The sequence below is a fragment of the Streptomyces sp. NPDC094448 genome (assembly GCF_044763775.1).
Taxonomy (GTDB): Bacteria; Actinomycetota; Actinomycetes; order Streptomycetales; family Streptomycetaceae; genus Streptomyces.
On record NZ_JBIWGU010000009.1, the window covers coordinates 286,445 to 309,102 of the forward strand.

At 73.4% G+C, this 22,658-nt stretch carries 17 protein-coding genes; 14 read left to right on the forward strand and 3 right to left on the reverse strand.

What is annotated here, in order from left to right; genetic code table 11:
- The first annotated feature begins 5 nt into the window (after window positions 1-5).
- From ACIQ9E_RS19690 to ACIQ9E_RS19705, 4 genes are all read left to right on the forward strand, one after another.
- On the forward strand, window positions 6-1,205 hold the full coding sequence (locus ACIQ9E_RS19690) for a bifunctional adenosylcobinamide kinase/adenosylcobinamide-phosphate guanylyltransferase (RefSeq protein WP_403708653.1): 1,200 nt from the start codon (window positions 6-8) through the stop codon (window positions 1,203-1,205).
- A 536-nt stretch (window positions 1,206-1,741) separates the two neighbouring features.
- Entirely contained in the window at window positions 1,742-2,878 is a 1,137-nt protein-coding gene (locus tag ACIQ9E_RS19695) for a nicotinate-nucleotide--dimethylbenzimidazole phosphoribosyltransferase (protein ID WP_403708847.1), read from the forward strand.
- Between the two features lie 88 nt (window positions 2,879-2,966).
- Window positions 2,967-4,733, forward strand: coding sequence for a phosphatidylglycerol lysyltransferase domain-containing protein (locus ACIQ9E_RS19700; protein WP_403708655.1), 1,767 nt, complete (start codon window positions 2,967-2,969; stop codon window positions 4,731-4,733).
- On the forward strand, window positions 4,730-5,470 hold the full coding sequence (locus ACIQ9E_RS19705; protein ID WP_403708657.1) for a hypothetical protein: 741 nt from the start codon (window positions 4,730-4,732) through the stop codon (window positions 5,468-5,470). Before ACIQ9E_RS19700 ends, ACIQ9E_RS19705 begins: the two co-directional genes overlap by 4 nt.
- Here ACIQ9E_RS19705 and ACIQ9E_RS19710 read toward each other — a convergent pair.
- Window positions 5,392-6,174, reverse strand: a complete 783-nt coding sequence (locus tag ACIQ9E_RS19710; protein ID WP_403708659.1) for a hypothetical protein — start codon at window positions 6,172-6,174, stop codon at window positions 5,392-5,394. The two genes, ACIQ9E_RS19705 and ACIQ9E_RS19710, sit on opposite strands and share 79 nt — an antisense overlap.
- A gap of 71 nt (window positions 6,175-6,245) precedes the next feature.
- On the opposite strand from ACIQ9E_RS19710, the gene ACIQ9E_RS19715 reads away from it, so the two are divergent.
- From ACIQ9E_RS19715 to ACIQ9E_RS19750, 8 genes are all read left to right on the forward strand, one after another.
- Window positions 6,246-7,052 carry an adenosylcobinamide-GDP ribazoletransferase gene (locus tag ACIQ9E_RS19715; RefSeq protein ID WP_403708661.1) on the forward strand — a complete coding sequence of 269 codons (807 nt, stop codon included), beginning with the start codon at window positions 6,246-6,248 and terminating at the stop codon, window positions 7,050-7,052.
- A 287-nt stretch (window positions 7,053-7,339) separates the two neighbouring features.
- Window positions 7,340-8,854, forward strand: a complete 1,515-nt coding sequence (locus tag ACIQ9E_RS19720) for a leucyl aminopeptidase (RefSeq protein WP_403708663.1) — start codon at window positions 7,340-7,342, stop codon at window positions 8,852-8,854.
- 416 nt (window positions 8,855-9,270) lie between these two features.
- Window positions 9,271-10,659, forward strand: coding sequence for a dihydrolipoyl dehydrogenase (gene lpdA / locus ACIQ9E_RS19725; protein ID WP_006349695.1), 1,389 nt, complete (start codon window positions 9,271-9,273; stop codon window positions 10,657-10,659).
- Window positions 10,660-10,849: 190 nt separating this feature from the next.
- A complete protein-coding gene (gene sucB, locus ACIQ9E_RS19730) occupies window positions 10,850-12,688 on the forward strand; it encodes a 2-oxoglutarate dehydrogenase, E2 component, dihydrolipoamide succinyltransferase (RefSeq protein WP_403708666.1) in 1,839 nt (612 codons plus the stop codon).
- A 193-nt stretch (window positions 12,689-12,881) separates the two neighbouring features.
- Window positions 12,882-13,505: a GntR family transcriptional regulator gene (locus tag ACIQ9E_RS19735; protein WP_389889086.1), complete on the forward strand. Its 624-nt coding sequence runs from the start codon at window positions 12,882-12,884 to the stop codon at window positions 13,503-13,505.
- A 713-nt stretch (window positions 13,506-14,218) separates the two neighbouring features.
- Window positions 14,219-16,888, forward strand: coding sequence for a pyruvate dehydrogenase (acetyl-transferring), homodimeric type (gene aceE, locus ACIQ9E_RS19740; protein ID WP_403708668.1), 2,670 nt, complete (start codon window positions 14,219-14,221; stop codon window positions 16,886-16,888).
- A 225-nt stretch (window positions 16,889-17,113) separates the two neighbouring features.
- A complete protein-coding gene (locus tag ACIQ9E_RS19745; RefSeq protein WP_403708670.1) occupies window positions 17,114-17,944 on the forward strand; it encodes a MerR family transcriptional regulator in 831 nt (276 codons plus the stop codon).
- A gap of 45 nt (window positions 17,945-17,989) precedes the next feature.
- Window positions 17,990-19,135: a helix-turn-helix transcriptional regulator gene (locus ACIQ9E_RS19750; protein ID WP_403708672.1), complete on the forward strand. Its 1,146-nt coding sequence runs from the start codon at window positions 17,990-17,992 to the stop codon at window positions 19,133-19,135.
- Here the strand turns inward: ACIQ9E_RS19750 and ACIQ9E_RS19755 are convergent.
- On the reverse strand, window positions 19,083-20,015 hold the full coding sequence (locus tag ACIQ9E_RS19755; protein ID WP_403708674.1) for an SDR family oxidoreductase: 933 nt from the start codon (window positions 20,013-20,015) through the stop codon (window positions 19,083-19,085). The genes ACIQ9E_RS19750 and ACIQ9E_RS19755 overlap by 53 nt on opposite strands.
- Before the next feature lie 320 nt (window positions 20,016-20,335).
- Here ACIQ9E_RS19755 and ACIQ9E_RS19760 point away from each other — a divergent pair, with 320 nt between their 5' ends.
- On the forward strand, window positions 20,336-20,857 hold the full coding sequence (locus tag ACIQ9E_RS19760) for a DUF4240 domain-containing protein (RefSeq protein WP_006349688.1): 522 nt from the start codon (window positions 20,336-20,338) through the stop codon (window positions 20,855-20,857).
- Window positions 20,858-20,884: 27 nt separating this feature from the next.
- On the opposite strand, the gene ACIQ9E_RS19765 is transcribed toward ACIQ9E_RS19760, so the two are convergent.
- The gene (locus tag ACIQ9E_RS19765) at window positions 20,885-21,460 is read right to left on the reverse strand and encodes a GNAT family N-acetyltransferase (RefSeq protein WP_403708676.1); all 576 of its coding nucleotides are present in this window, start codon (window positions 21,458-21,460) and stop codon (window positions 20,885-20,887) included.
- Between the two features lie 35 nt (window positions 21,461-21,495).
- On the opposite strand from ACIQ9E_RS19765, the gene ACIQ9E_RS19770 reads away from it, so the two are divergent.
- A complete protein-coding gene (locus ACIQ9E_RS19770) occupies window positions 21,496-22,428 on the forward strand; it encodes a TIGR01777 family oxidoreductase (protein WP_403708678.1) in 933 nt (310 codons plus the stop codon).
- Window positions 22,429-22,658: the final 230 nt, after the last annotated feature.

Consider the following 22,658-nt stretch of genomic DNA (forward strand, 5'->3'; position numbering starts at 1 on the left):
AAGGGGTGGAACTCACTCTGCTCGGCACCGGCGCCCCCGCCGGACTCCCGAGGTCCGACTGTCCGTGCGCGGTCTGCGCCCTCGCCCGGGGGACTCGGGCCCGGGCCGCCACGGCCCTCCTGGTGGACGGGGCGCTGCTGCTCGACCTCACTCCGGGCGCGGCACTCGCCGCGGCACGCGCCGGGCACTCCCTGGTGGGGGTGCGCCAGGTCCTGCTGACCCATCCGCACGACGGTCCGCCGGTCGATCTTCCCCCCGGGCTGCCCGCGGCGGGCCGGGTGCCGGACGGGCGGGTCCTGACGCTGATCAGCGGCCATCGGGTACGGGCGGTGCCGATGGACGCGCCGGGCACGGGGTACGAGGTGACATCGCCGGACGGGGACCGGCTGCTGTATCTGCCGCCGGGCGGCGCGCCCGCGGCCCCCGCGGAGGCGTCCCGCCCGTACGAGATGGTCGTCGCGGACGTCGTGGGGCGGCCCGACGCGATCGCCCGGCTGCGGGCGGTGGGGGCGGTCGGGCCGACCACCGATATCGTCGCCGTCCACCTCGACCACGATGTGCCGGGCGGGCCCGAGCTGGACCGCCGGCTCGCGGCGGCGGGCGCCCGCGCCGTACCCGACGGGTCCACGTTGCTGGTGGGCGAGTACCACGCGGTGCCCGACGTGCCCCGGCGGACCCTGGTCACCGGGGGCGCGCGGTCCGGGAAGTCGCTGGAGGCGGAGCGGCGGCTGGAGGCCTTCCCGGATGTGCTGTACGTGGCCACCGGCGGGGCCCGGGGCGGTGACACGGAGTGGGCGGACCGGGTCCGGCTGCACCGCGAGCGGCGTCCCGGCTCCTGGCGTACCGAGGAGACCTGCGATCTCGTACCGCTGCTTGCGGAGCCGGGCCCGCCGCTGCTGATCGACTGTCTGTCGCTGTGGCTCACCGATGCCATGGACCGGGCCGGGGCGTGGTCCGACGACAGCTGGCGCTCCGGCGGCGAACGGGCGCTGCGGGAGCGGGTGGCGGAGCTGGTGGAGGCGGTGCGCCGGACGCGGCGGACGGTTGTGGCGGTGACGAACGAGGTGGGTTCGGGGGTGGTCCCGGCGACGCCGTCGGGCCGCCGCTTCCGCGATGAGCTGGGGCGGCTGAACGCGGCGGTGGCGGCGGAGTGCGAGCACCTGCTGCTGGTGGTCGCGGGCCAGGCGGTCCCGCTGCGCGCGTGACGCCTCCCGCTGCGGGGTGCGCCCGTGGTCTGCCTGTGCCCCGGGCGCCTGCCGCCGGGGGCGCCGCTCCGCTGCGAGCGCCCGGCTCCCGAAGCAGGGGTGTTTCCAGCGCCCCGGGCGCCTCGGCGGCGGACAGGCGCCGTGCCCCCGGGGGCGGTTCGCCGGCCGCGGGCCGCCGTGGGCCCTTCGCGCAGTTCCCCGCGCCCCCAGGGCCCTTCCCCCGCCCGGCCCGGAACGGGGAACCTTCTGGTGGGCAACCCATTCCAGGGCCGATGCGAGCAAATGGGGGCGCGGGGAACTGCGCGAACGGCCGCAACGGCGCAGCAGTCGGCGCTCAACGCCCGCCGGGCACGGCGCTCGCCGCAGTCGAGGGCCCGTGGCCCTGAAGTCCCCCGCCCCGGGGCGCCGCGCTCACCGCGCAGCGGAGCCGCACGGCCGGGGCCGAGAGCCCGCACCGGCAGGGCCCTGGGGAGCCGGGGGTCCACGGCGTACCCCGCAGCGGGAGGCGTCCCGGTACTGTTCGGCGAATGAGCAGGGTGAATCTCGATGACTACTCCGATCTGATCGGCCGCACCGACGGCGCCTTGCGGCAGTCCGCCGAGGACCGCCGCGCCCGTCTCGCCGTCGCCCCCAAGGCCCTCGGGCGGCTCGACGAGCTGGGGGAGTGGCTGGTCGCCGCACAGGGCGTGTCGCCGCCGAAGGTGATCGCCCGGCCGCGCGTGGTGCTGTTCGCCGGTGATCACGGAGTGGCCGGGCTCGATGTGTCGGGTCGGCGCGCGGGCGAGGCGTACCGCCTGGTGCGGGAGGCAATTGAGGGCACGAGCCCGGTCGCGGTGCTGGCCCGCGGCGCCGGGGTGCCGGTGCGGGTCGTGGACGCGGGCCTGGACTGCGATCCGGAGCTGCTGCCGGAGGAGATCGTCCGGCACCGGGTGCGCCGGGGCAGCGGCCGGATCGACGTCGAGGACGCGCTGACGCCGGACGAGGTCGACGCGGCGCTGCGGCTGGGAGCGGCGATCGCGGACGAGGAGGCGGATTCGGGTACGGATCTGGTCGTCCTGGGCGATCTGAGCGTCGGCGGGACCACCCCGGCGGCCGTGCTGATCGCCGCGCTCTGCGGTACGGACGCCTCGGTGGTGACGGGCCGCGGCGGTGCGGGGATCGACGATCTGGCGTGGATGCGCAAGTGCGCGGCGATCCGCGACGCGCTGCGCCGGGCCCGCCCGGTGCTGGGCGATCAGACGGATCTGCTGGCGGCGGTCGGCGGGGCCGATATCGCGGCGATGACGGGTTTCCTGTTGCAGTGTGCCGTCCGCCGTACCCCGGTGATTCTCGACGGAGTCGTCTCCGCGGCGTGCGCCCTGGTGGGGCAGCGGGCGGCGTTCCGCGCGCCGGACTGGTGGCTGGCCGGTCAGCTCACGGGTGAGCCGGGTCAGGCGAAGGCGCTGGACCGGATGGCGCTCAACCCGATCCTCGAACAGGGCGTCACCACAGGCGGAGGAACCGGGGCATTGCTGGCACTCCCCCTCGTTCAGGCGGCTGCCGCACTGCTGGCGGAGCTGCCGGAACGCGAGGAGCCGGAGCCCGGGGACGGACCGGCCGGGGACGAACCGGCCGGGGACGGGGCTCCGGCGACCGTGCCGAACGGTGGAGCGGCGGAGGCCGCGAAGGACTGACGCAACGGGCGCGGTCGCCGCCACGGACCACGGCGACGACCGCATCCTGACCCACTATGCACGGTGATGCACCATATGATCGCCTTTCATGGGAGAGGTCCGCTTGTCCAGCGATGCTCAGCGCCCCGCCACCACCGCCCGCGCCCGCCGGAGCTGGGCGTTCACCGTCTGGTACCTGCGCGCCGTCACATCCGTCAATCTTCTGAGCGCCGTCTGGGTCTCCTTCGGCCAGGACATCCGCCGCCACAACATCGACGACTACTTCACCCCCTATCTGCTCAGCGCGGGTTTCGCTTCGGGGGTGTTCACACTCTTCCTGGCGATCACCATGCGCCGCCGGAAACGGGCCGCTTGGATCCTCAATCTGGTGCTGGTGGGGCTGTTCCTGCCGCTGTTCGTGCTGGCGTTCCTCCAGGACCCGGCGATCAGGGCCCACGCCCAGAACTGGGTGTCGCTGATCCTGACCGCTGCCTTCTTCACCGCCTTGCTGGTGGGGCGGCGCGAGTTCTACGCGAAGGGCGACCGGGCCAACCCGAAGCTGGCCGCGGCGGTCGCCGCCGGCGGGCTGCTGGTGACCTCGCTGCTGGCCGCCGCGCTGGTGACCGTCACCAATACCGCCCCGGGTTCGCCGTCCTTCCTGGAGCGCTGGCGGTACGGCGTGCTGCGGCTGATCTCGCTGGCCGCCAAGGATCCGGACGTCCCGGCGATCCACACCCCCGGCTGGGTGGACGTGACGATCAACGTGATGTCGACCCTGCTGCTCCTCGGGGTGCTGTACGCGGCCTTCCGCTCCCGCCGCGCGGTCGATCCGATCGGCCCCGACGACGAGAAGCAGCTCAGGGAGCTGCTGCACCGCCACGGAGAGCGCGATTCGCTGGGCTACTTCGCGCTGCGCCGCGAGAAGAGCGTGGTGTGGTCCCCGACCGGCAAGGCGGCCGTCGCCTACCGGGTGGTCGGCGGGGTCTGTCTGGCGGCCGGCGACCCGATCGGCGATCCGGAGGCCTGGCCGGGCGCCATCACCCCCTGGCTGGCGCAGGCCCGGGAGCACGGGTGGATCCCGGCGGTGATGGGCGCGAGCGAAGAGGCCGGGACGATCTACGCCCGGCACGGTCTGGACGCGCTGGAGCTGGGCGACGAGGCGATCGTGGAGACCGCGGAGTTCACCCTGGACGGCCGGGCGATGCGGACCGTACGCCAGGCCTACAACCGGGTGAAACGGGCCGGGTACACGGTCCGGATCCGCCGCCACGAGGAGATCCCGCGCGCGGAGCTGGACGTGCTGCTGCGGCGCGCCGACGACTGGCGCGACGGGGCCACCGAGCGCGGTTTCTCGATGGCGCTGGGCCGCCTCGGCGATCCGGAGGACGGCCGGTGCGTGATGCTGGAGTGCACGGACGCGGACGGCGAGCTGCGGGCGCTGCTCAGCTTTGTCCCCTGGGGCCCCGAGGGGCTCTCCCTCGACCTGATGCGCCGTGACCGGGATTCCGACAACGGGCTGATGGAGTTCATGGTCATCGAGCTGCTGGAGCGTGCCGGTGAGATCGGGGTCACCCAGGTATCGCTGAACTTCGCGATGTTCCGCTCGGTCTTCGAACGCGGCTCCCGGCTCGGCGCGGGCCCGGTGCTGCGGCTGTGGCGGTCACTGCTGAGCTTCTTCTCCCGCTGGTGGCAGATCGAATCTCTGTACCGGGCCAATGCCAAGTACCGGCCGATCTGGGAGCCCCGGTTCCTCCTCTTCGAGAAGAGCGCCGATCTGCCGCGGATCGCGCTGGCGGCGGGCCGTGCCGAGGGCTTCCTGGAGGCGCCGGGGCTGCCGAAGTGGCTGCACCGCCGCCATCTGGAGGGCGGGCGGTGACGGCCCGGTCCGCGGTCGCCGGTTTCGCGCGGCGCGAATGGGGGCCGCTGTACGGGGAGGTGCGCGGGGCGCTGGTGGAGCGGCGGTGGCGGGCGGTGCCGCTGACGCTCACCGCGGTCGTGCTGATCGCCGCCTTCCAGCTGGTGCAGAACCAGGACTGGGGTTACGGACCGGTCAGCGCGATCGGCTTCGTCCGGGCCGGGGATCCGCTGTGGCTCGCCCTCGTCCGTACCCCCCTGTCGTTGTTCGTACCGGCGCTCGATCTGCCGGTGTGGGGTGCGCTGGCGCAGGTCCTGCTGGTGTTCGGGGTGGCGGAGATCTGTCTGGGCCGGGTCCGGACCCTGCTGGTGGCCTATGTCTGCACCCTGGCGGGGACGCTGTACGCACGGCTGGGCATCGCGGTCGGGCCGGGCGGGCCGCTGGGGCTGCCGGAGGCGGACGCCCAGGTGGTGGACACCGGCCCGTCGGCTGCGGTGGTGGGGCTCGCGGTGGTGGTGTGCTTCCAGCAGCGGGCGTGGTTCACCGGCGCACTGGTGGTGGTGGCCATGGCCGTCGAGGTGGTGGTGAAACCGAATCTGGCGGGCAAGGAGCATCTCGTGGCCATCGCGGCGGCCCTGGTGCTCTGCGCGGTGGCGGCGGCCTTCCGGTGGTGGCGGGGTCAGTCGCCGCCCGGACCCGGGGACCGCGGCGGGGTACGGGACGGCAGCCGGTCGGGCGCTCCGGCGATCAAATCCTGAAACCGGCGGCGGGGCCCGTTCCAGCGGCGGTCGTGGCGGTACGCGCGCAACCGCGCACGGGCCCTGGCCCGGTGCCGGTTCCGGTAGCACCTGCGGGCCCACGGCGAGCCGGGCCGGGCCAGCCGTACCGCGCCGAACACCGCCACGAACGGCACCAGGACCCCGATCAGGGCCGTGATCGGTTTGCCCTTGAGGAAGGAGACGAGGACGAAGAGGAAGTTGATCAGCAGGGTGACGAGCAGGGTGGTGCGGCTCTGCCGTTCGTCGGCGTTGAGGGTGTCCACGCCGAGGGGCGAGAAGCCGCCGAGCACCAGCAGCGCGAGGGCGGTGGCGAGGACGACGACCTCGACGCTGCGCCGCCCCTCCTCGGTCCAGTAGACGTCGTCGAGATGGACGATCAGCGCGAACTCGTCGAGCACCAGTCCGGCGCCGGTGCCGAAGAGGACCGCGAAGACGGCCGCGGCCCAGCCGTGGCGGCCGCTGCCGACCGCACCGAATCCGCCGACGACGGTGAGGATCACCCCGGGGACGACATGGTGGATATGGAGCCCGCCGGGGGTGACGTTGCGGAACGGGCCGCGGCCCGCTCGGATCAGCCGGGTCACGGTCCTGGTGATCAGAAAGGTGAGGACGAAGGCGGCAAGCGCGAGGAGCATGGGCAGTTTGCCCGGCTCGGTGATGTTGTCGTGGAACCACTGCCCCATGGAGACCGCTCCAGTTTTCTCCTGAAATGCCTGTCTTCGGGGCAATCTAGACGGTGGGTTAGCCTTCGGCGGTGAACGAGCCTCCCCCCTCCCCCGCACGCGCCGGTCCGGTCACCGGTCTGCGGTTCGCCTTCGGCACCCTGACCGTGCTGCCCGTCCGGCTCACCCGCTGGGACCGGGCCGCCGCCCGGACCGGAATGCTGTGCGCGCCGTTCGCCGGGCTGGCGGTCGGGATCGCGGCGGCCGCGGCGGGCGCGCTGTTCTGGCTGGCGGGAGCGGGCACCCTCCCGGCGGCGGTGGCGACCGCCGCCGTACCGGCGGTGCTCACCCGCGGACTGCATCTGGACGGCCTCGCGGACACCGCCGACGGGCTCGGCAGCGCCAGACCGGCCGCCGCCGCGCTGGAGATCATGAAGCGGTCGGATATCGGGCCGTTCGGGGTGATCACCCTGCTGTTCGTGCTGCTGGCACAGGTGGCAGCGGTCGCGACGCTGTACGGACGGGGCTGGGGGTACGGCGCCGGGGGCGCGGTACTGGCGGCCGTCGCCGCCCGGCTCGCGCTGACCGCGGCCTCGCGCGCGGGGGTTCCGGCGGCCCGGCCCGAGGGGCTGGGCGCGGCGGTCGCCGGTGCCGTCCCGGTCCGCGCCGCGCTGGCGGCGGTCGCGCTCACCGTCGCGCTGTGCGCGGGCGCGGGCGCCGTGCACGGCGCGGAGACGGGGGTCCGGTACGGGCTGGCCGTCCTCGCCGCGGTCGTCGCGGCCGAACTGCTGCTGCGGCACTGCCGGCGCCGCTTCGGGGGTGTGACCGGCGATGTGTTCGGGGCCCTCGCGGAGACCGCGGCCACCACCGCGCTGGTCGTCCTGGTCCTCGGCCACTGAGCCCGGCGGGGGCCAAATCCCCTCGGCGGGGGTCCAGTTGCCCGGCCCGGCGGCGCGGCCGGTGACCGCCGGGTCGCCGGGTCCGGCCGGGCTCCCCGGCGAACGGCCCGGCCGCCGCCCGCCGGTGGCACCCCCGCCGGAACCGCCCCCGCCCGCCGGTGACCCGCCGCCGCCGTAAGGGAGTCCCGGACGCGCGCGTAGGCTCTGTCCGGACAGGACGCCGAGCCGTCCCCACGCCTCGTGGCCGTCACCGGCCCTGAACTCAACGGAAGCGAGACAACAGCACCGTGACTGCACTCACTCTCAGCACTGCCGGCGCAGCGACGCTGCGCGCCGACGCCGTGGTCGTCGGTGTCGCGAAGGGCGCCAAGGGCCCGGTGGTCGCGCCGGGCGCCGAGGCCGTGGACACGGCGTTCGACGGGACCCTCGCCACCGTCCTGGACACCCTCGGTGCCTCCGGCGCCGAAGGCGAGGCGATCAAGCTCCCGTCCCCCGCCGGACTGAAGGCCCCCGTCGTCCTCGCCGTCGGCCTGGGTGCCGCGCCGAAGGACGGGGTGTACGGCGCCGAAGCACTGCGCCGGGCCGCGGGCACCGCCGCGCGCGCCCTGACCGGGGCGAAGAAGGCCGCGTTCGCGCTGCCGATCGCCTCCCCCGCGGACGCCGAGGCCATCGCCGAAGGCGCCCTGCTCGGCGCCTACGCCTTCACCGCCTACCAGGGCGGCGACGGCAAGGGCAGCGGCAAGGCCCCGCTCGCCGAGGTCGCCCTGCTCGGCGCCAAGCCGCGCGACAAGGCCTACAAGGCGGCCGCGGAGCGCGCGCTCGTCGTGGCCGAGGAGATCAACCGCTCCCGCGACCTGATCAACACCCCGCCGAACGACCTCACCCCGGAGGCGTTCGCCGCGGTGGCGAGCGCGGCCGGCAAGGAGGTCGGCCTCAAGGTCCAGATCCTCGATGAGAAGGCGCTGGTCAAGGGCGGCTTCGGCGGGATCCTGGGCGTCGGTCAGGGGTCGGTCAACCCGCCGCGCCTGGTGAAGCTGGTCTACACCCACTCCAAGGACGCCAAGCACTTGGCGCTGGTCGGCAAGGGCATCACGTACGACTCCGGCGGCATCTCCCTGAAGCCGGCCGGGCACAACGAGACGATGAAGTGCGATATGAGCGGCGCCGCCGCCGTGTTCGCGGCCGTCGTCGCCGCCGCCCGGCTCGGCCTGCCGGTCAACGTGACCGGCTGGCTGGCGCTCGCCGAGAACATGCCGTCCGGCTCCGCCACCCGCCCCGGCGACGTGCTGCGGATGTACAGCGGCAAGACGGTCGAGGTGCTCAACACCGACGCCGAGGGCCGGCTCGTGCTGGCGGACGCGCTGTGGAAGGCGTCCGAGGAGAACCCGGACGCGATCGTCGACGTGGCCACGCTGACCGGCGCGATGGTGCTGGCGCTCGGCAACCGCACCTTCGGTGTGATGGCCAACGACGACGATTTCCGTACCGCGGTCCACGAGACGGCGGCGGAGGTCGGCGAGCAGTCGTGGCCGATGCCGCTCCCGGCGGAGCTGCGCAAGGGCATGGACTCGCCGACCGCCGATATCGCCAACATGGGCGAGCGGATGGGCGGCGGCCTGGTCGCCGGACTGTTCCTCCAGGAGTTCGTCGGCGAGGGCATCACCTGGGCCCACCTGGACATCGCCGGTCCGGCGTTCCACGAGGGCGCGCCCTACGGCTACACCCCGAAGGGCGGCACCGGCTCGTCCGTGCGCACCCTGGTCCGGCTGGCGGAGAAGCTGGGCGAGGGCGACCTGGGCTGACCGGCCCCGCGGCTCAGGACAGGGGGTACGGCCCCGGGCTCCCCGCCCGGGGCCGTACCCCTTTCCCCGCTTCTCCCGCCGCCCCGGCCCCGGCCCCGCCGGGAAGCGGCGGCCTCCGGCAGGAACGCACGGGCGTTCGCTGTGGACGAAACCGGGGGGCCGGACGGCGTACTCCGGAATCAGGGGACGGTACGGGACGTTCTACGCACCGGTAACGGCGAAGGTGACGGAGCAGACGCCATCGGACCGCTGCCCCGCGTCCCGTCTTCCCGCGACAAGTGCGAAGATGGGCACCGGCAGGACAGGGCCCCCACCACAGGGCCGACGAGACATCGGCCGCACACCAGCCGACAAGGCCGGTCGCCCCGGCGAACGAGGGGAACCGGTGACCGGCGCACATGCATGGAGGACGTGACGTGGCGAACGACGCCAGCACCGTTTTCGACCTAGTGATCCTCGGCGGCGGTAGCGGTGGTTACGCCGCGGCCCTGCGCGGGGCGCAGCTGGGGCTCGACGTCGCCCTGATCGAGAAGGGCAAGCTGGGCGGTACCTGCCTGCACTACGGCTGCATTCCCACCAAGGCCCTGCTGCACGCCGGCGAGATCGCCGACCAGGCCCGCGAGTCGGAGCAGTTCGGCGTGAAGGCCACGTTCGAGGGCATCGACGTGGCCGCCGTGCACAAGTACAAGGACGATGTGATCTCCGGCCTGTACAAGGGCCTCCAGGGGCTGATCGCCTCCCGCAAGATCACCGTCATCGAGGGCGAGGGGCGGCTGTCCTCCCCCACCTCCGTCGATGTCAACGGACGCCGGATCGACGGCCGCCACATCCTCCTGGCGACCGGCTCGGTCCCGAAGTCGCTGCCCGGTCTGGAGATCGACGGCAACCGCATCATCTCCTCCGACCACGCGCTGAAGCTGGACCGGGTCCCGCAGTCCGCGATCGTGCTCGGCGGCGGCGTCATCGGTGTCGAGTTCGCCTCCGCCTGGCGCTCCTTCGGCGCCGAGGTCACCGTCATCGAGGGCCTCAAGCACCTCGTCCCGGTCGAGGACGAGAACAGCTCCAAGCTGCTGGAGCGGGCCTTCCGCAAGCGCGGTATCAAGTTCAACCTGGGCACCTTCTTCGAGAAGGCCGAGTACACGCAGGACGGCGTCCGGGTGACGCTGGCCGACGGCAAGACCTTCGAGGCCGAGGTGCTGCTGGTCGCGGTCGGCCGCGGCCCGGTCTCCGCCGGTCTCGGCTACGAGGAGCAGGGCGTCGCGATGGACCGCGGCTATGTCCTGGCCGACGAGTACATGCGCACGAACGTCCCCACCATCTCGGCGGTCGGTGACCTGGTCCCCACCCTCCAGCTCGCGCACGTCGGCTTCGCCGAGGGCATCCTGGTGGCGGAGCGGCTGGCCGGTCTGACGACCGTCCCGATCGACTACGACGGTGTGCCCCGGGTGACGTACTGCCACCCCGAGGTCGCCTCCGTGGGCATCACCGAGGCCAAGGCCAAGGAGATCTACGGCGCGGACAAGGTCGTCGCACTCAAGTACAACCTGGGCGGCAACGGCAAGAGCAAGATCCTCAAGACTCAGGGCGAGATCAAGCTCGTGCAGGTCAAGGACGGTGCCGTGGTCGGCGTGCACATGGTCGGCGACCGGATGGGCGAGCAGATCGGCGAAGCCCAGCTGATCTACAACTGGGAGGCGCTGCCGTCCGAGGTGGCGCAGCTCATCCACGCCCACCCGACGCAGAACGAGGCGCTCGGCGAGGCCCACCTGGCGCTGGCCGGCAAGCCGCTGCACGCCCACGACTGAGGCCGGGCCGTGTCGTCTGCACGCCTCTGGGGGTCCCCCGGCCGCAGGGCCGGGGGAGCCGCCGGCCCCGCCCATCGGGCGGACGGCGCTATTTTGACAACACGGCCACCGGCCCGACGACCACTTCCGCACTTCCCCACGCCCGCGCGCCGGAGCTGGGGAGACCCATCCGTTAGGAGCAACAGAAACCATGCCGGTTTCCGTAACCCTTCCGGCGCTCGGTGAGAGCGTCACCGAGGGCACCGTCACCCGCTGGCTGAAGGCCGAGGGCGAGCACGTCGAGGCCGACGAGCCGTTGCTGGAGGTCTCGACCGACAAGGTCGACACCGAGATCCCCGCCCCGGCCTCCGGCGTCCTGGCGTCCATCAAGGTCGCCGAGGACGAGACCGTCGAGGTCGGCGCCGAGCTGGCGATCATCGACGACGGTACGGGTGCCCCGGCCGCCGCTCCGGCGCCCGCCGCCGAGGCCGCGCCCGCCCCGGCCGCCGAGCCTGTCGCCGAGCCCGCCGCCGCGCCGGCCCCGGTCGCCGAGGCCCCGGCGCCGGTTGCCGAGGCTGCCCCGGCCGCCGCCCCCGCCGGTGGCGCGTCCGGTACGGACGTCGTGCTGCCCGCGCTCGGGGAGAGCGTCACCGAAGGCACCGTCACCCGCTGGCTGAAGCAGGTCGGCGAGTCGGTCGAGGAGGACGAGCCGCTGCTGGAGGTGTCCACCGACAAGGTCGACACCGAGATCCCCGCCCCGGTCGCCGGGGTGCTGCTGGAGATCGTCGTCGCCGAGGACGAGACGGCCGAGGTCGGCGCCAAGCTGGCCGTCATCGGTGCCCCCGGTGCGGCTCCGGCCGCCGCACCCGCCGCCGCCCCCGCGGCTCCCGCGCCCGCTCCGGCCCCGGCCCCGGCTCCGGCTGCTCCTGCGGCCCCCGCGCCGGCCGCCGAGGCTCCGGCGCCCGCTCCGGCGGCGCCCGCCCCGGCCCCGCAGCCGGTGCAGGCCCCTGCCCCTGCCCCCGCCGCCGTCCCGGCTCCGGTGGCTCCGGCCGCGCCCGCGCCCGTCGCGGCTCCCGCCGCGCCGACGGCTCCGTCCGCTCCGTCTGCGGGGGACGCGTACGTGACCCCGCTGGTCCGTAAGCTCGCCGCCGAGAACGGCGTGGACCTGTCCGCGGTCAAGGGCAGCGGTGTCGGTGGCCGGATCCGCAAGCAGGACGTCGTCAGCGCCGCCGCCGCGGCCGAGGCCGCCCGTACCGCCGCTCCGGCCCCCGCCGCTGCCGCCGCCCCGGCGGCGAGCGGTGCGAAGGCCCCGGTGCTGGAGGTCTCCCCGCTGCGCGGCCAGACGGTCAAGATGACCCGGATGCGCAAGCTCATCGGCGACAACATGATGAAGGCGCTGCACAGCCAGGCGCAGCTGACGACGGTCGTCGAGGTCGACGTCACCAAGCTGATGCGGCTGCGCAACCAGGCCAAGGGTGCTTTCGCCGCCCGTGAGGGCGTCAAGCTCTCCCCGATGCCGTTCTTCGTGAAGGCCGCGGCCCAGGCGCTGAAGGCCCACCCGATCGTGAACGCCCGGATCAACGAGGACGAGGGCACCATCACCTACTTCGACTCGGAGAACATCGGCATCGCCGTGGACTCCGAGAAGGGCCTGATGACCCCGGTCATCAAGGGTGCGGGTGATCTGAACCTCGCCGGTATCGCCAAGAAGACCGCGGAGCTGGCGGGTGCCGTGCGCACCAACAAGATCCGTCCGGACGATCTGGCGGGCGCCACGTTCACCATCAGCAACACCGGTTCGCGCGGTGCGCTCTTCGACACCGTCATCGTGCCGCCCACCCAGGCCGCCATCCTGGGCATCGGCGCCACGGTCAAGCGCCCGGCCGTGATCGAGACCGCCGACGGCACCGTCATCGGCGTCCGCGACATGGTCTACCTGTCGCTCTCCTACGACCACCGTCTGGTGGACGGCGCCGACGCCGCCCGCTACCTGACGACGGTCAAGGCGATCCTGGAGGCCGGCGAGTTCGAGGTCGAACTCGGCCTGTAGCCGACCGCCGCACAGCCGCACCAGGCAGCCCAGCGCCCCCGCCGGAACCCCGGCGGGGGCGCCGCGCGTCCGGGCCCGTTCACGGCTTCCCCAAGGCCCTCAGCGCGCCGCGGGGCCACCGGCCGACCGGTGCGGACCCGTGGCGGCGATAATGGGCGGGCATCCCATCTCCGGTCCCCCCTCGGGAGCTCTCATGACCCCGCCCCTCGTCCACTCGCTGCGGGAACAGATCCGCCAGCACATCGTGGAGGGCATCGTCAGCGGCCGGTGGAAGCCCGGCGAGCGGATCGTCGAGCGGGGCATCGCGACCGAACTACAGGTCTCCCAGACACCCGTACGCGAGGCCTTGCGGGAGCTGGAGAGCCTGCGGCTCATCGAGTCGGTGCCGAACAAGGGCGTCCGGGTGCGGAACCTCACAGCCGCGGACCTGGAGGAGAGCTACCCGGTCCGGGCGGGCCTGGAGCAGATCGCGGCCGAGCTGGCGGCGGAGAAGCTGGCCCGGGACTGCTCGGCGCTGACCCCGCACGTCGCCGCGTTGTACGAGGCCGACGGGGCGGGCGACTCCGCGGGCCAGGTCCGGCACACGGTCGGCTTCCACCGCGAACTGGTCCGGGCCGCGGACAACGCGGTTCTGCTGCATACCTGGGAGGGCCTGGGCATCGAGGTCTTCACGGCCCTGTCCATCCGCTGGCTGGGCACGGTTCAGCAGTCGTACGCGGAGGAGCACCAGGCTCTGGTGGACGCCTTCCAGCGCCGGGACCCGGAAATCGGGCCGCTGGTGAAGGCGCACGTCCTCGGCTGCGCGCCACGCGCCTGACGGCGCGGTCGTGGGGGGGCGGGCCCCGGGGCGGGCCCACCCGGGGATGCCCCTGGTCCTCCGGCGACGGCCGTGGAGCTGCGAGCGTGCGTCGAGTGCCGGCCTCGCCTCGCCGGTGGGCTGATCACGCAGTTCCGAGCAGTAGGAGCTGCGTGCATGCGGTGGACTGCCGACGCCATGCCGTCGTGGGCTTGTCGCGCAGTTCCGCCCCCTATGCCTGCGGCAATGGGGGGACCCCCAGCGCCCCTGAATGCCCTCCGGCGCCCCGGCCTGGACGGGAAACCGGCTCCGACGGGCGCTGGGGTCCACCACGCCGCTAGGCCCTGTCCGGGCGTAGGGGGTGGAACTGCGCGAGCAACCCGCCATGGCGCGGTCGGCGCTCAAGCCGCGACCACCCGGCTCGGGAGCTTTTCGCCTCCACCCCGGGCGGGAGCGCACGGCGCTGCGTGAGCGGGGCGCTACGCAAAGTCCCAGGTCACCGGCACCGCGTGCCCTATTTCATGGCACGGAATGCCAATTTCGCCCTCCGGACAAGTTTTACCTCCAAGCACTTTGATCGATCATCGATCAGAGGCTTACAGTCACTCGGGGCACGTTTGCCCCGACCGCCCTGTCCTGCCAGACAAGGCACCCCCCAAAGGCATCGCGTACCCACCCAGTACCACCTGCCTCCACCATCTCCACCCCACCTCCCAGTCCGGAAGGCGGCGATCATGACCGACCCCGTAGGCAAGCTTCCGAGCGAGCTGGACCAGCTCCCGGATCGCGATGCCGAGGAGACCGCCGAATGGGCGGCATCCCTCGATGCCGTCGCCCAGCACGCCGGCCCCCACCGCGCCGCGTACCTGATGCGCCGCACCCTGCACCACGCCGAGCAGGCGGGCGTACCCGTACCCCGGCTGCTGGAGACGGACTACGTCAACACCATCCCCACCTCCGCCGAGCCCGCCTTCGACGGCGACGAGGCGATAGAAGCCCGGATCACGGCCTGGAACCGCTGGAACGCGGCCGCCATGGTGACCCGCGGCGCCCGCCTGGGCGTCGGCGGCCACATCGCGACCTTCGCGTCCGCGGCCTGGCTCTACGAGACCGGCTTCAACCACTTCTTCCGCGGGAAGGAGGGCGACGGCAGCGGCGACCAGCTCTACATCCAGGGCCACGCATCGCCCGGCATATACGCCCGCGCCTTCCTCGACGGCCGCCTCACCGAGGCCCACCTCGACAACTTCCGCCAGGAGGCGGGCGGCGCCGGTCTGCCGTCGTACCCGCATCCGCGCCGGCTGCCCTGGCTGTGGGAGTTCCCCACGGTCTCCATGGGCCTGGGCCCGCTCTCCGCGATCTACCAGGCGCGGTTCAACCGCTATCTCCACAACCGGTCGATCAAGGACACCGCCAACTCGCACGTCTGGGCCTTCCTCGGCGACGGCGAGATGGACGAGCCCGAGTCGACCGCGGCCCTCGCGCTGGCGGCCCGGGAGCAGCTGGACAACCTGACCTTCGTCATCAACTGCAATCTGCAGCGCCTCGACGGTCCGGTCCGCGCCAACTTCAAGATCGTCCAGGAGCTGGAGGCCCAGTTCCGGGGCGCCGGCTGGAACGTCGTGAAGACGCTCTGGGGCAACGCCTGGGACGAGCTGTTCGCCCTCGACACCACCGGTGCGCTGGTCCGCCGGCTGCGCGAGGTGCCGGACGCCCAGTTCCAGACGTACGCGACCCGTGACATCGCGTACATCCGCGAACACTTCTTCGGCGCCGAGCCCGCCCTCGCCGAGCTGGCGAAGGTCCTCACGGACGCCAAGATCGCCGAATGCTTCTCCACCTCCCGCGGCGGCCACGAGGCCCGCAAGGTGTACGCGGCCTACCGCGCCGCCCTTGCCCACAAGGGCGCGCCGACCGTGATCCTCGCGCAGACCGTGAAGGGCCACACCCTCGGCAAGGGCTTCGCGTCGAAGAACGCGAACCACCAGATGAAGAAGCTGTCGGTCGACGAGTTCAAGGACATGCGGGAGCTGCTCGGGCTGCCGATCCCGGACAGCGCGTTCGCCGACGGCGTGGTCCCCTACGGCCACCCGGGCGCGGACTCCCCCGAGGTCCGCTACCTCCAGGAGCGGCGCGCGGCCCTCGGCGGCCCCGCCCCGGTCCGCCGGGTGCACCAGGTGGTGCTGCCCGAGCCGGAGGAGCGCGGTTTCAAGGCCCTCCAGAAGGGCTCCGGCAGCCAGGAGATGGCCACCACCATGGCCTTCGTCCGCCTGGTGAAGGACCTGATGCGGGACAAGGAGACCGGCCGCCGCTGGGTGCCGATCGTCCCCGACGAGGCCCGTACCTTCGGTATGGAGTCCCTGTTCCCGTCCGCGGGTATCTACTCGCCGCTGGGCCAGACGTACGAGCCGGTCGACCGCGACCAGCTGATGTACTACAAGGAGGCCACGGACGGCCAGATCCTCAACGAGGGGATCACCGAGGCCGGGGCCATGGCGGACTTCATCGCCGCCGCGACGTCGTACGCGACGCACGGCGAGCCGATGATCCCGTTCTACATCTTCTACTCCATGTTCGGCTGGCAGCGCACCGGCGACCAGATGTGGCAGCTCGCCGACCAGCTCGGCAAGGGCTTCATCGTCGGTGCCACCGCGGGCCGTACGACCCTCACCGGTGAGGGCCTCCAGCACGCGGACGGCCACTCGCACCTGATTGCGTCCACGAACCCGGCGTCGCTCAACTACGACCCGGCGTTCGCGTACGAGATCGCGGTGATCGTCAAGGACGGTCTGCGCCGGATGTACGGTCCGGACGCCGAGGACGTCTTCTACTACCTGACGGTCTACAACGAGCCCAAGCCGCAGCCCGCGATGCCCGAGGGTGTCGAGGAGGGCATCCTCAAGGGCCTGTACCGCTTCCGCGAGGGCACCCCGGCCCGTCCGGACTCGCCGCGGCTTCAGCTGCTGGCGTCCGGTACGGCGATCCACTGGGTGCTGGAGGCGCAGCGGATGCTCGCCGACGAGTGGGGTGTCACGGCCGATGTGTGGTCGGCGACGTCCTGGGGCGAGCTGCGCCGGGACGCCCTGGAGGCGGACGAGGCGCTGCTCCGCGGCGAGGAGCGCACCCCGTACGTCCGTCAGGCGCTGGCCGGGGCGCCGGGTCCGGTCATCGCGGTCAGCGACTGGATGCGGCAGGTGCCGGACCAGATCAGCCAGTGGGTCGAGCAGGACTGGTCGTCCCTCGGCACCGACGGCTTCGGTCTGTCGGACACCCGTGAGGCGGCGCGCCGGCACTTCGGCGTGGACGCTCCGTCGATCACCGTGGCGGCGCTGGCGCAGCTGGCGCGGCGCGGCGAGGTTCCGGCCTCGGCGGTGAAGGAAGCCCGGGAGCGTTACGGGCTCTGACGTTTCTGAAGATCACCCCCGGGCGGTACGCACCACCGCCCGGGGGTGATGCCGTTTCCGGGGCCGCCGCCCGACGGGCCGGGCTGCGGGCCGGGCGGGGGCCGGGCGGGAGGCCGGGCATGCCGGGAGGCTTTCGCCGTACCGGTCGGCGGGCATCCCTGCACCCATAGGCTGCGGGGCGGGTGCGGGGCAGCCGTACCGCCGCCGGAATCCGAGGAGTGGTCCGTGTTCACCATCGGGGACTTCGCCCGCCACGGCCGGGTGTCCGCCCGGATGCTCCGGCACTACGACGCGATCGGGCTGCTCCGCCCGGAACACACCGATCCGCGGACGGGCTACCGCCACTACGCGGCCGCCCAGCTCGCGGTCCTCAACCGGATCGTCGCCCTGAAGGACCTCGGCTTCACCCTGGAGCAGGTGCGGCGGATCCTGGACGACCGGGTGGGTACGGAGGAGCTGCGGGGGATGCTGCTGCTGCGCCGGGCCGAGCTGGAGGCGGCGATGGCGGCGGCCGCCGGGCGGCTCGGCGCGGTCGAGGCCCGGCTGCGGTCCATCGAGAACGAGGGCCGGATGCCGGCCGACGACGTCGTCCTCAAGTCCGTCCCGGCGGTCCGGGTGGCCGAGCTGACGGCCGTCGCGCGGAGTTACGGCCCCGAGGACATCAGCCCCGTCATCGGTCCGCTGTACGAGGAGCTGTTCCGGCGGCTCGCGGCCGCGGGCGTCTCCCCGGCCGGTCCGGGGATCGCGTACTACGAGAGTGCCGCGAGCGCCGAGGGCTGCGGGGAGGGCGCGGTCCTGGTGCATGCGGCGGTCACGCTGTCCGCGGGGGACCGGCCGGGCCCGGAGGTGCCGGTGGTGGTGCTCCCGGCGCTGGAGCGGGCGGCGACGATCGTGCACCGCGGTTCGATGGACGCGGTCGTTCCGACGTCGCAGACGCTCGCCCGCTGGGTCGACGCGCACGGCCACCGCTCGGCCGGGTTCGCCCGGGAGGTGACCCTGGAGTGCCCGCCCGACCGGGAGAAATGGGTCACCGAACTCCAGGAACCCCTGCTCTGACACCGTCCGGGGCGGCCGTCGCGGTGTTGCGGGCATGATGGGGGAATGCGCGCTGCCCGGCTGATCAGAATGGTCCTGCTGCTCCAGTCGAGGCCCTCGATGACGGGGGCGGAGCTGGCCCGGGAACTGGAGGTCTCCGAGCGCACCGTCAGCCGGGACGCGCTCGCCCTCTCCGAGGCGGGCGTGCCGGTCTACGCGGACCGCGGCCGGGCCGGCGGCTACCGGCTCGTCGGCGGCTACCGGACCCGGCTCACCGGTCTGGGCCGCAGCGAGGCGGAAGCGCTGTTCCTGTCCGGGCTGCCGGGCGCCCTGCGCGAGATGGGCCTGGAGGACGCGGCATCGGCGGCCCGGCTGAAGGTCTCCGCCGCCCTGCTGCCCTCCCTGAGCGACGCCCCGCACACCGCGGCGCAGCGTTTCCACCTGGACGCGCCGGGCTGGTACTCCGAGCCGGAGACCCCGCCGCTGCTGGCGGAGCTGGCGGACGCGGTCTGGCGGGACCTGCGGGTGACAGCGGCGTACGCGAACCGGCGCGGGGAGCGGGTCGAGCGGGTGCTGGAACCGCACGGTCTGGTGCTGAAGGCGGGTGTCTGGTACCTCTGCGCGCGCGTGGCCGGGGGCGGGGAGGACGCGTCCTCCCCTACCGACTCCACGCCCTCCACGCCCTCCGAGGCCTCCGGACCTTTCCGTGTCTACCGCATCGACCGCTTCACCGCGCTCTCCCCCGCCGCCCCCGGACCCGCTCCAGGGGCCTCCCCCGGGGTCTCCGCCTCCGAAGGGGACAGCAGTGTCTTCGACCGCGACCCGGACTTCGACCTCCCGGCGTTCTGGGAGGAGCGGGCGGCCCAGTTCGCCCGCTCCATCCTCCGGTCCGAAGTGGTGCTCCGGCTGACGGCGCAGGGGGCGCGGCGACTGCCGTACGTGACGGACCGGGCCGCCGCCCGGGAGGCGCTGGCCGCCGTGGAACCGGACGGCGAGGGGCGGGTGACGGTCACCCTCCCCGTCGAGTCCACCGAGGTGGCGTACGGCCAGCTGCTCTCCCTGGGCCCGGACGCGGAGGTGCTGGGCCCGCCCGAGCTGCGGGCGCTCCTCGCGGAGGCCGCGGCGCGGATGGCGGAGCAGTACGGAGCGGGTGCGCGGCTCAGCGGTAGCCGGCCGGATCCGGTGTCTCCCCCGCCTGCTCCGCCAGGATGAAGCCCCAGACGTCGGGCCGGCTTCCGTCGGTGTCCGTGATGCCGTACTCCCTCGCCAGCTCTCCGCTGTCGAGGGAGTGTCCGTTGAACCGGGACCGCTCCGGGTCCGCGGCGAGGGCGGCGACCCCGCGGGCGAGATAGGCGGGCGATTCGGAGAGCGCCCAGTGGGCGGGGAGGGTCCCGATGCCGTCGCGCCAGGTCTCCTCGGTCAGGGCGAAGTGGTCGAGCATCTCCTCGGAGCGCAGGAAGCCCGGGGTGACGGCGACCGCGGAAGCGCCGACGTGCTTCAGCTCCTCGCCCAGGACGAACGCCATCCGGATGGGTGCGTTCTTCGCCAGGTCGTAGTAGAAGTTCTCGCGGAATCCCCGGTTGGTGCGGGCGGTGCCGTCGGTGACCTCGACGACCAGCCCGCCGGGCCGCCGGACCAGCAGCGGCAGGGCGATACTGCTGGTGATGATGTGGGTCCGCACCCCCAGGTCGATCATCCGCAGCCCGCGCTCCAGGTCGACGTCCCACATACGGGTGTCGAAGTCGAGCAGCGCGTTGCCGCCCCAGACGTCGTTGACGAGGATGTCGAGGCGTCCGTGGTCCCGGTCGATCCGGGCGACCAGCCGGCGCACCTGCTCGGCGTCGAGATGGTCGGTGGGTACGGCGATGCCCTCGCCGCCCGCCGCGGTGACCAGCTCCGCGGTCTGTTCGATGGTCTCGCCCGCGCGGCCCAGTTCGCTGACCCGGTCTCGGGTGGTGCGTCCGGTGGCGTAGACGGTCGCGCCGGCCGCGCCCAGGGCCACGGCGAGGGCGCGCCCGGCGCCCCGGGTGGCGCCCGCGACCAAGGCGATCCGTCCGGCGAGTGGCTGCTGCTTCGGTGTGCTCGCTGTCATGGCAACGACCGTGTCAGGGAATCCCGACATCTGCTGTCCGGCTTCGCCACGGGGTTTCGGCACCGAGGCCGCGGAGCGCCGGGCCTGCGGGGCCTCGGCCCGCGGTCCCGGCCCGTGCTCAGGGCCCGTGGTCAGGGCCCATGCTTAGGGGCACCGTTCCTCGCGGCCGTCCCCTGGGGCCTTCCCGCAGTCGTTCCCCACACCCGCCGACGGCAGCGGATCCAGGCGCCCGTTCCCGGCCCCGTCCGGGTGTCCCGTCCCCGGCGGAACACCGCGCTCCGCGTGCGCGTCCCGCGTTGACGCACGATGCTGGACGCGTGATGGACGAGACGGAGTTCTGGGAGATCGTCGACGGCACCCGCGATGCCGCCGAGGGCGATCCCGAGGACCACGCGGATCTGCTGGTCGAGCGGCTGCTCCGGCTGGACCCCGATTCCGTGCTCGACTTCGCCCGCCATTTCGAGGCCCGCTACAACCGCGCGTACACCTGGGATCTGTGGGGCGCGGCGGCCGTGCTGCTGCGCGGTGCGAGCGACGACGCCTTCGACTACTTCCGCTGCTGGCTGATCGGCCAGGGCCGGGAGGTCTTCGAGGGGGCGGTGCACGATCCGGACTCCCTCGCCGAGCTGCTCGACGACTTCGACGAGGACATCGACGGCGACGGCGAGGAGCTCGGCTACGCGGCCGACGAGGCGTACGAGCAGCTCACCGGGGCGATCGCACCCGATCTGGGGCTGCCGCCGCAGCCCGCGGAGCCGCTGGGCACCCCGTTCGCCTTCGACGACGACGCGGATCTGGCCCGCCGCTTCCCCCGGCTCTGGGAGCGCTTCGGGCCGGAGTGACCGGGGCGGGCGGTCCCCGGCCGGGGCTCAGTCCAGGCGACGGCCCATGAGGACGTCGTCCACGTACTCCCCGCCGAGATGGAACTCTCCGGGCAGTACGCCCTCGACGGTGAACCCTTCGCTCTCGTACAGCGCGCGGGCGGGGGCGTTGTGCCCGAGGACCCGCAGGGTCATCCGGGCGGCGCCCTGCCGCCGCGCTTCGTCGTACGCGCCGTGGAGCAGCTCCCGGGCCACCCCGCGCCCGCGGGCGGCCTCCGCGACGGCCAGTCCCTGTATCTGGCGGACGTGCCGGTTGCAGGCGAGCGGGGTCGGCGGCACCAGCCGGATGTATCCGAGCAGCTCACCGCCTCCTTCAGCCCCTTCGGTCTCCCCGACCCCTCCGACCCCTCCGACCTCTTCGGCGACGAGGTAGTGCTCGGGCCGGTGGGTGGAGTCGAAGAAGGGGTCGTACGGCGGGACCGGCTCGGGCGCGACGGCGTGCAGCGTCGACCAGGTGTCCCGGTCGAGCGCACCGAGGGCCGCCCCGTCCTCGGCCCGTGCGGACCGGACCCGGAACGAACCGGAGCGAGCTGAGTGCATGGCTGATGCAGGGAACTCGGACATGCGGGTCACTGTTTCACACCCCTTCACAGGGCAGGATGGCCTTTATGAGGATCGCGGTCTCCGGCTCCACCGGACTCATCGGCAGGGCACTCGTCCACTCCCTGCGCACCGACGGCCACCAGGTGGTCACCCTGGTACGCAGACCGGCGCGGACCGGGGACGAGGTGCGCTGGGATCCGCACCGGGGACAGGTCGACACGGCGGGTCTGGTCGGCTGCGAGGCCGTGGTGAACCTCGCGGGCGCGGGTGTGGGCGACCACCGCTGGACGGCCGCGTACCGCAAGGAGATCCGCGACAGCCGGGTGCTGGGCAATGCGGCGCTCGCCGATGCCGTCACCTCCCTGGACGTTCCGCCGCGGGTGCTGCTCTGCGGCAGCGCCGTGGGCTACTACGGGGATACGGGCGGCCGGGCGGTCGACGAGAGCGCCCCCGCGGGGTCGGGCTTCCTGCCGGAGGTCTGCGTGGAGTGGGAGGCGGCCGCCGGCCCGGCGCAGCAGGCGGGCATCCGTACCGTCTTCGCCCGCACCGGGCTGGTGGTGGCGCGCCGCGGTGGCGCCTGGGGCCGGATGTTCCCGCTGTTCAGGGCCGGTCTGGGGGGACGGCTCGGCGACGGTCGGCAGTACTGGAGCTTTATCTCGCTGCACGACGAGGTGGCGGCGCTGCGGCACCTCCTCGATACGCCTGCCCTGTCGGGTCCGGTGAACTGCACCGCGCCCGAACCCCTGACCAACCGTGAGATCACGGCGGCGATGGCGCGCGCGGTGCACCGCCCGGCCCTGTTCGCGGTCCCCCGCTTCGCGCTGCGTGCCGCGCTGGGCGAGATGGCGTCCGATGTCCTGGCGAGCACCCGCGCGGTCCCCCGCAAACTGCTGGACTCGGGCTTCGCGTTCGCCTTCCCCGGTATCGACGCGGCGATCACGGCGGCCCTCAGCGGGCCGGATCCGGCGGCGCCGGGCGGCTCGGCCTGATCCGGTACGTCCCGCCCGGCCGGTCCTGTCCGCCGGCCGCACCCCCACCGCCGCGGGGGCCGTTCCCCGGGCCCTGAAGGGCACCTGTGGCACATGCCGTCGGCACCCCGCGACGGCATGCCCGCGAGCGCCCGGGGCACGACGGTTCCTCCCCCGCCCCGAGCTGGGCGGACACCGCCGGGGCCGGGGGCCGGGGCCATGCGCCCCGCACGCCCCCGTGCCCCGCCGCA